At 73.2% G+C, this 7,204-nt stretch carries 7 protein-coding genes; 6 read left to right on the forward strand and 1 reads right to left on the reverse strand.

Annotation, left to right across the window (positions count from 1 at the left end; translation table 11 throughout):
* On the reverse strand, window positions 1-669 hold a 669-nt coding region (locus JHN45_RS49110), incomplete at its 3' end, for a ZIP family metal transporter (RefSeq protein WP_201055971.1).
* A gap of 127 nt (window positions 670-796) precedes the next feature.
* Here JHN45_RS49110 and cobM point away from each other — a divergent pair.
* The 6 genes from cobM to cobC are packed head-to-tail and all read left to right on the forward strand — an operon-like array spanning window position 797 to window position 7,150.
* Window positions 797-1,621, forward strand: a complete 825-nt coding sequence (cobM, locus tag JHN45_RS49115) for a precorrin-4 C(11)-methyltransferase (RefSeq protein WP_201055973.1) — start codon at window positions 797-799, stop codon at window positions 1,619-1,621.
* A complete protein-coding gene (cbiE, locus tag JHN45_RS49120) occupies window positions 1,618-2,856 on the forward strand; it encodes a precorrin-6y C5,15-methyltransferase (decarboxylating) subunit CbiE (protein ID WP_201055974.1) in 1,239 nt (412 codons plus the stop codon). Before cobM ends, cbiE begins: the two co-directional genes overlap by 4 nt.
* The gene (gene cobJ / locus JHN45_RS49125; RefSeq protein WP_201055975.1) at window positions 2,853-4,544 is read left to right on the forward strand and encodes a precorrin-3B C(17)-methyltransferase; all 1,692 of its coding nucleotides are present in this window, start codon (window positions 2,853-2,855) and stop codon (window positions 4,542-4,544) included. Before cbiE ends, cobJ begins: the two co-directional genes overlap by 4 nt.
* A 5-nt stretch (window positions 4,545-4,549) precedes the next feature.
* Window positions 4,550-5,140 (forward strand): precorrin-8X methylmutase, encoded by a 591-nt coding sequence (locus tag JHN45_RS49130; RefSeq protein WP_201055978.1) that lies wholly within the window; start codon window positions 4,550-4,552, stop codon window positions 5,138-5,140.
* Window positions 5,137-6,075: a sirohydrochlorin chelatase gene (locus JHN45_RS49135; protein WP_201055976.1), complete on the forward strand. Its 939-nt coding sequence runs from the start codon at window positions 5,137-5,139 to the stop codon at window positions 6,073-6,075. The genes JHN45_RS49130 and JHN45_RS49135 overlap by 4 nt, the downstream gene beginning before the upstream one ends.
* Window positions 6,065-7,150: an Rv2231c family pyridoxal phosphate-dependent protein CobC gene (gene cobC / locus JHN45_RS49140; RefSeq protein ID WP_201055977.1), complete on the forward strand. Its 1,086-nt coding sequence runs from the start codon at window positions 6,065-6,067 to the stop codon at window positions 7,148-7,150. The genes JHN45_RS49135 and cobC overlap by 11 nt, the downstream gene beginning before the upstream one ends.
* Window positions 7,151-7,204: the final 54 nt, after the last annotated feature.

Below are 7,204 nucleotides of genomic sequence, written 5' to 3' on the forward strand. Positions count from 1 at the left end.
GGTCGCGGGTGCGGGGTGCTCGTGGTGGGCCTCGGGGAGGATCTCGGCGGCGGCGAGATAGAGCAGCACGCCGCCGAAGAAGCCGAGATAGCCGCCGAGCAGTCCCTGGGGGATGGTCAGGAACGCCGTCGAGGCGGCGCCGGCCACCGGGGCCGCCGCGTCCGCGAACAGCATCGCGATCGCCTTGCGGCGGGCGTTCCCGTACAGGCTCGTGATCGTGTACGTGTTGAAGCCGTCGGCGAAGTCATGGGCGATGACCGCGAGCGCGACCGCCGTACCCATGCCGCCGCCCACCTGGAACGCGGCGCCGATCGCGACCCCGTCCATGAAGCTGTGGCCGACCATCGCGGCGGCGGCCGTGAGGCCCACCTCGGGCGCGCGTCCGTTGGTTTCCTCCGCTCCGTGGGAGGCCTGGCGGGCGGCGAGCGTGCGTTCGACCAGATGGGCCACGAGAAAACCGGCCACGAAGAGCAGCAGCGCGGCCGGTACGCCGAAGACCTCGCGGCCCGCCGCGCGCAGCGCCTCCGGCAGCAGATCGAGGCCTACGACGCCCAGCATCAGGCCGCCGGCCAGGCCCAGGACGAGATGGCGGCGGTCGGTCACCCGCTGTGCCGTCCAGCCGCCGGCCAGCGTCATCAGGAACGCGCCGAGCGCGACGAAGACCGCCATAGTCCCCTTGCTATCCGATCAACCCCTGTTCGCGCACATCCTGGGCCGCTCCACCCCCACGTGCACTGACGTTCCCGTTCCGTTTGTCCCGCTTGTCTGTTTGTCCCGCTCGAGAGGATCCGACCCCATGGCCGATACCGATGCCACCGTCGGCAAGGTGACCTTCGTCGGTGCCGGCCCCGGTGCCGCCGATCTGCTGACGTTCCGTGCCGCGCGCGCCATCGCCGAGGCCGATGTCGTGATCTGGGCTGCCAGCCTGGTCCAGGCGGAGGTGCTCGACCACGCGCGCGAGGGCGCCGAGATCCTGGACTCGGCGACGATGTCCCTGGAGGACGTCGTCGCCGTGTACGAGCGGGCCCGGAGCGAAGGGCTGCGCGTCGCGCGCATCCACTCCGGCGACCCGGCCCTCTGGGGCGGCACGCAGGAGCAGCTCGACCGGTGTGCCGAGATCGGCATCGCGACCGAGATCGTCCCGGGCGTCTCGGCGTTCTCCGCCGTGGCCGCCCTCGCGCAGCGCGAGCTGACGATCCCCGAGGTCGCGCAGTCCGTCGTCCTCACCCGGCTCGGCGGCGGCAAGACGCCGATGCCGCCCGGCGAGGAGGTGCGGGAGTTCGCGCGCCACGGCACGACCATGGCGATCTTCCTGTCGGCCGCCCGCAGCGGGCAGTTGGTGCGGGAGCTGCTGGAGGGCGGCTATCCGACGGACACACCGGTCGTCGTCGCCTACCAGGCGACCTGGCCCGAGGAGCTGATCGTCAAGTGCACGATCGCCACGCTGGAGGAGACGGTCAAGGAGCACAAGCTCTGGAAGCACACCCTCTTCCTGGTCGGCCCGGCCCTGGACGCCCACGGCACCCGCTCGCACCTCTACCACCCGGGCCATTTCCACGGCTACCGCAAGGCCGACCCGGAGGCCCGCCGGGCGCTGCGCTCGCGGGGTGCGAGCACATGATCACGGTCGTCGGTACGGGGACGGGCGCGCCGCTCGCGGCCGACGTGCTCGCCGCTGCCCGGCTCGTCGTCGGCGGCCGGCGCCATCTGGCCGCCGCGACGCTCCCGGACGGCGCCGAGCAGATCGTCCTCGGCCCGCTCGCGCCCGCCCTCGACACCATCGAGGCGTACGTCGAGAAGGGCGAGCCGGTCGTCGTGCTGGCCTCGGGCGACCCCGGGTTCTTCGGGATCGTCCGGGCACTGGCGGAACGCTTCGGCGCCGATGCCCTCGACGTCCGCCCCGGCGTCTCCTCCGTCGCCACCGCCTTCGCCCGCACCGGCCTGACCTGGGACGACGCCGTCGTGGTCAGCGCACACGGACGCGATCTCCGTACGGCGGTCAACACATGCCGCGCGCATCCCAAGGTCGCCGTCCTCACCGGACCGGGGGCCGGACCCGCCGAACTGGGCGCCGCCCTCACCCACCGCACCACCGACCGCGTCCTCGTCGTCGCGTCCGCGCTCGGCTCCGGGGAGGAGCGAGTGGAGCGGGTCACGCCCGCCGAGGCCGCCGCCCGCGACTGGGGTACGGCGGTGAGTGTCGTCCTCTGTCTCGACGAGTCGCGGGCGACCGGTGCCGTGCGAACGATCGCCGGAGCCGCCGTCGGACCGGCCCAATGGGCGCTGGACGAGCGGGAGTTCGAGCACCGGGACTCGATGATCACCAAGTTCGAGGTACGGGCGCTGGCCTTGGCCCGGCTCGGGCCCCGGCTCGGCGAACTGGTCTGGGACATCGGCGCGGGCTCCGGTTCCGTGGCCGTCGAGTGCGCGCGGTTCGGTGCCGCCGTCACGGCCGTCGAGAAGACCCGGGACGGTGTCGAACGGATCCGCGCCAACGCCGAGGCGCACGGCGTCGACGTGCACACCGTGCACGGGGCCGCGCCGACCGTGCTGTCCGATCTCGACGACCCCGACGCCGTGTTCATCGGCGGCGGCGGGCGCGAACTGCCCGCCATCGTCACCGCGTGCGCCCGGCGGGCCCGGCGGACCGTGGTCGTCGCGATGGCCGCGCTGGACCGGGTACCGGCGGTCCGTGAGGCGCTCGGCGGCGCCGGGTTCGCGGTCGAAGGGGTGCTGCTGCAGTCGTCCCGGCTCGCGCCGCTGCCGGGAGACGTGACCCGGCTGGCGGCCACCAATCCCGTTTTTCTGCTGTGGGGCGTCCGGCCTCCGGCATCTGTCGAAGGAGTTGCTCAGTGATCGGCCTCATCTCCGCCACCGCGGCGGGAGCGACGGCGCGGGACCGGCTGGCCGCCGCGTGGCCGGACCGTACGCGCGTGTACGAGGGTCCCGTCGGGGACGCCGTCCGGGCCGCGTTCGCGGAGTGCGAGCAGCTCGTCTGTTTCCTCGCCACGGGGGCCGTGGTACGGCTGCTCGCCCCGCTGTTGGGCGACAAGCGGACCGACCCGGGGGTCGTGTGCGTCGACGAGGGCGGCCGGTTCGCCGTCTCGCTGGTCGGCGGGCACGGCGGCGGGGCCAATGAACTCGCCGTGGAGGTGGGCGAGTTGCTGGCCGCGCAGCCCGTCGTCACCACGGCCACGGACGCGGTCGGCGTGCCCGGCCTGGACACCCTCGGGTTCCCCGTGGAGGGCGATGTCGCGGGCGTCTCGCGAGCACTGCTCGACGGCGAACCGGTCGCCCTGGACGCCGAGTTGGCGTGGCCGCTGCCGCCGCTGAAGGTGTCCGCCAACGGCTCCTACGTCATCAGGGTCACCGATCGCGCGGCCGAACCCGGCGAGCGTGAGGTCGTACTCCGGCCGCCGTCGCTCGTCGTCGGGGTCGGCGCGTCCAAGGGGGCGCCGGTGGACGAGGTGGTGGGGCTCGTCGAGAGCGCGGTGCGTGATGCGGGGCTTTCCTTGAAGTCACTCGCCGAACTCGCCACGGTCGACGCCAAGTCGGACGAGCCCGGCATCGTCGAGGCGGCTCAGCGACTCGGTGTGCCTCTGGTGACCTACTCCGCCGAGGAGTTGGCGGCCGTGGAGGTGCCCAACCCCTCCGAGGCACCGCTCGCGGCCGTCGGCACACCGTCAGTGGCGGAAGCCGCCGCGCTCGTCGGCGGGGGCGAACTCCTCGTCCCCAAGCGGAAGTCGGAACGCGCCGACGGTCAGCCCGCGATGGCGACCTGTGCCGTCGTACGGCGGCTCGCGCGCGGCCGGCTCGCGGTGGTCGGGCTCGGCCCCGGCGCCCGGGATCTGCTCACCCCGCGCGCCAAGGCCGAACTCCGGCGCGCCGCCGTGCTGGTGGGGCTCGACCAGTACGTCGACCAGATCCGCGATCTACTGCGGCCCGGGACGCTGGTCCTGGAGTCGGGGCTCGGCGCCGAGGAGGAGCGGGCCCGTACCGCCGTCGCCGAGGCCCGGAAGGGGCAGGCGGTCGCGCTGATCGGCAGCGGGGACGCCGGGGTGTACGCGATGGCCTCGCCCGCACTGGCGGAGGCCTCGGACGACATCGACGTGGTCGGAGTCCCGGGCGTGACGGCCGCGTTGGCCGCCGCCGCGATCCTCGGAGCGCCGCTCGGCCACGACCATGTGTCGATCAGCCTCTCCGATCTGCACACGCCGTGGGAGGTCATCGAGCGGCGGGTGCGGGCCGCGGCCGAGGCGGACATCGTGGTGACGTTCTACAACCCCCGCAGCCGGGGCCGCGATTGGCAGCTCCCGAAGGCCCTCGCGATCCTCGCCGAGCACCGGGAGCCGGGCACGCCGGTCGGTGTCGTACGGAACGCCTCGCGGCCGGACGAATCCAGCCGACTGACGACGCTGGCGGCGCTGGATCCGGCGACGGTCGACATGATGACTGTGGTGACCGTGGGCAACACGGCCACCCGGGACATCGCGGGGCGCATGGTGACACCGCGCGGGTACCGCTGGCAGGAGGTGGCCGAATGATCCCCGTGAACCGGGTCGTTCATCCGATCGAGGTGGAGTCCTACCGGCGGATGCGCGCCCGCCTGGACACCTCGCACCTGCCGCCGCTGAGCCGTGCGGTCGTCGAGCGGGTCGTGCACTCGGCGGCCGATCTGGACTACGCGTCCGATCTCGTCCTGGACGAGGGCGAGTTGGCGAAGGCGCACAGCGCGCTGCACGCGGGGGCGCCGGTGGTCGTGGACGTGGCGATGGCCGCGGCCGGGATCACTCAGCTCCGGACCGTGTGCCGACTGAAGGACGCCAAGTCCGGTCCCGGGCTGACGCGTTCGGCACACGCGATCCGGCTCGCCTACGACGAGGTCGGACCCGGCGCCCTGTGGGTGATCGGCAACGCACCCACCGCCCTTGAGGAGTTGCTGACGCTGGACGCCTCCCCCGCACTCGTCATCGGACTGCCCGTCGGTTTCGTCGGCGCGGTCGAGTCCAAGGCCGCGTTGCGCGAGAGCGGGCTGCCCGCCGTGAGCAACGTGTCCGAGAAGGGCGGTTCGGCGGTCGCCGCGGCTGCCCTCAACGCCCTTCTGTACCACCCCGTTTCACATCCCGAGGAGAAATCGTGACCACCCCGCCGCCCGCCCTGCTCATCGCCGGACACGGCACCCGGGACGAGGCCGGAGCCGAGGCGTTCCGGTCCTTCGTACGGGAGTTGGGCCGCCGTCACCCCGAACTGCCCGTCGCGGGCGGGTTCATCGAGCTGTCGCCGCCGCCGCTGGGCGACGCGGTGACCGAGCTGGTGGAGCGCGGGGTGCGCCGGTTCGCGGCCGTACCGCTGATGCTGGTGTCCGCCGGGCACGCCAAGGGCGACATCCCGGCGGCACTGGCCCGGGAGAAGGAGCGGCACGCGGGTATCTCCTACACGTACGGGCGTCCGCTGGGCCCGCACCCGTCGCTGCTGAAGGTGCTGGAGCGACGGCTCGACGAGGCGCTCGGCGAGTCGGCTCGGACGCCCGAGGACCGGGCCGATGTGACCGTGCTCCTCGTGGGGCGCGGGTCGACGGACCCGGACGCCAACGCCGGGGTGCACAAGGCGGCGCGGCTGCTGTGGGAAGGGCGCGGGTACGCGGGCGTGGAACCGGCGTTCGTGTCGCTGGCGGCGCCGGACGTGCCGAGCGGCCTCGACCGGTGTGTGAAGCTGGGCGCGCGACGGATAGTCGTGCTGCCGTACTTCCTGTTCACGGGCATCCTGCCGGAGCGGGTACGACAGCAGACGGAGGGCTGGGCGGCGGCACACCCGGAGACCGAGGTACGGTCGGCCGAAGTCATCGGTCCGGAGCCGGAGTTGCTCGACCTGGTGATGGAGCGATACCGGGAGGCGGTCAAGGGTGATCTGCGGATGAACTGCGACTCGTGCGTGTACCGCATCGCGCTGCCCGGTTTCGAGGACAAGGTGGGGCAGCCGCAGCAGCCGCACTTCCACCCGGACGACGACGGTCACGACCACGACGGTCACCACCACGGGCATCACCACCACGGTGGGCACGCCCATGCACACTGACAGAGCCCACGATCCCGCACGCGACACCCATGATCTCCGTCATCACGGGGACGCCGAAGTCCGGGACGACGGCGCCCAGTTGACCGACCTCGCGGTGAACGTCCGCGCGGACACGCCTCCCGCGTGGCTGCGCGAGCGAATAACCGGCTCGCTGACCGGTCTCGCCGCCTACCCCGACGGGCGGGCGGCGCGGGCGGCGGTCGCGGCGCGGCACGGGCTGCCGGCGGACCGTGTGCTTCTGACGGCGGGTGCGGCCGAGGCGTTCGTGCTGCTCGCCCGTGCGCTGAAGGTCCGTCAGCCGGTGGTCGTGCACCCGCAGTTCACGGAGCCGGAGGCGGCGCTGCGGGACGCGGGGCACGCGGTGGGGCGGGTGCTGCTGCGGGAGGCGGACGGTTTCCGGCTGACCCCGGGGGCCGTTCCCGAGGGCGCGGACCTGGTGCTGATCGGCAACCCGACGAACCCCACGTCCGTCCTCCACCCCGCGGCTTCGATCGCCCGACTGGCCCGTCCTGGGCGGACGTTGGTGGTGGACGAGGCGTTCATGGACGCGGTGCCGGGTGAGCGCGAGGCGCTCGCGGGCCGGACCGACATCCCCGGCCTGGTGGTGCTGCGCAGCCTCACGAAGACCTGGGGTCTGGCGGGACTGCGGATCGGCTACGTCCTGGCCGCCCCCGAGACGATCGCCGAACTCGAACGGGCCCAGCCCCTGTGGCCGGTGTCCACGCCCGCGCTCGCCGCGGCGGAGGCGTGCATGGAGTCACCGGCCCTCGCGGAGGCGGCCCACGCGGCCCACCGCATCGCCGCCGACCGCGCCCATCTCGTCGCCGGCCTCACCGAGTTCGCCCCCGACGGCCTCCAGGTCATGGAACCGGCCGAGGGCCCCTTCGTCCTCGTCCGCGTCCCCAACGCGGTTGCCGTCCGGCGGCACTTGCGCGACCTGGGCTTCGCGGTTCGCCGCGGGGACACGTTCCCGGGCTTGGGCGAGCAGTGGCTCCGCCTGGCGGTACGGGACAGGACGACGGTCAACAGGTTCTTGCAGGCACTGGACCAGGCGGTGACGTTGGCGGGGAGGTGAGGAGCTTTTGGGGGTGGCCCACTTCTCATCCGACCGAGACGGGTGGGTGGGTCC

The sequence above is a fragment of the Streptomyces sp. MBT53 genome, from assembly GCF_016654115.1.
Classification (GTDB): domain Bacteria; phylum Actinomycetota; class Actinomycetes; order Streptomycetales; family Streptomycetaceae; genus Streptomyces.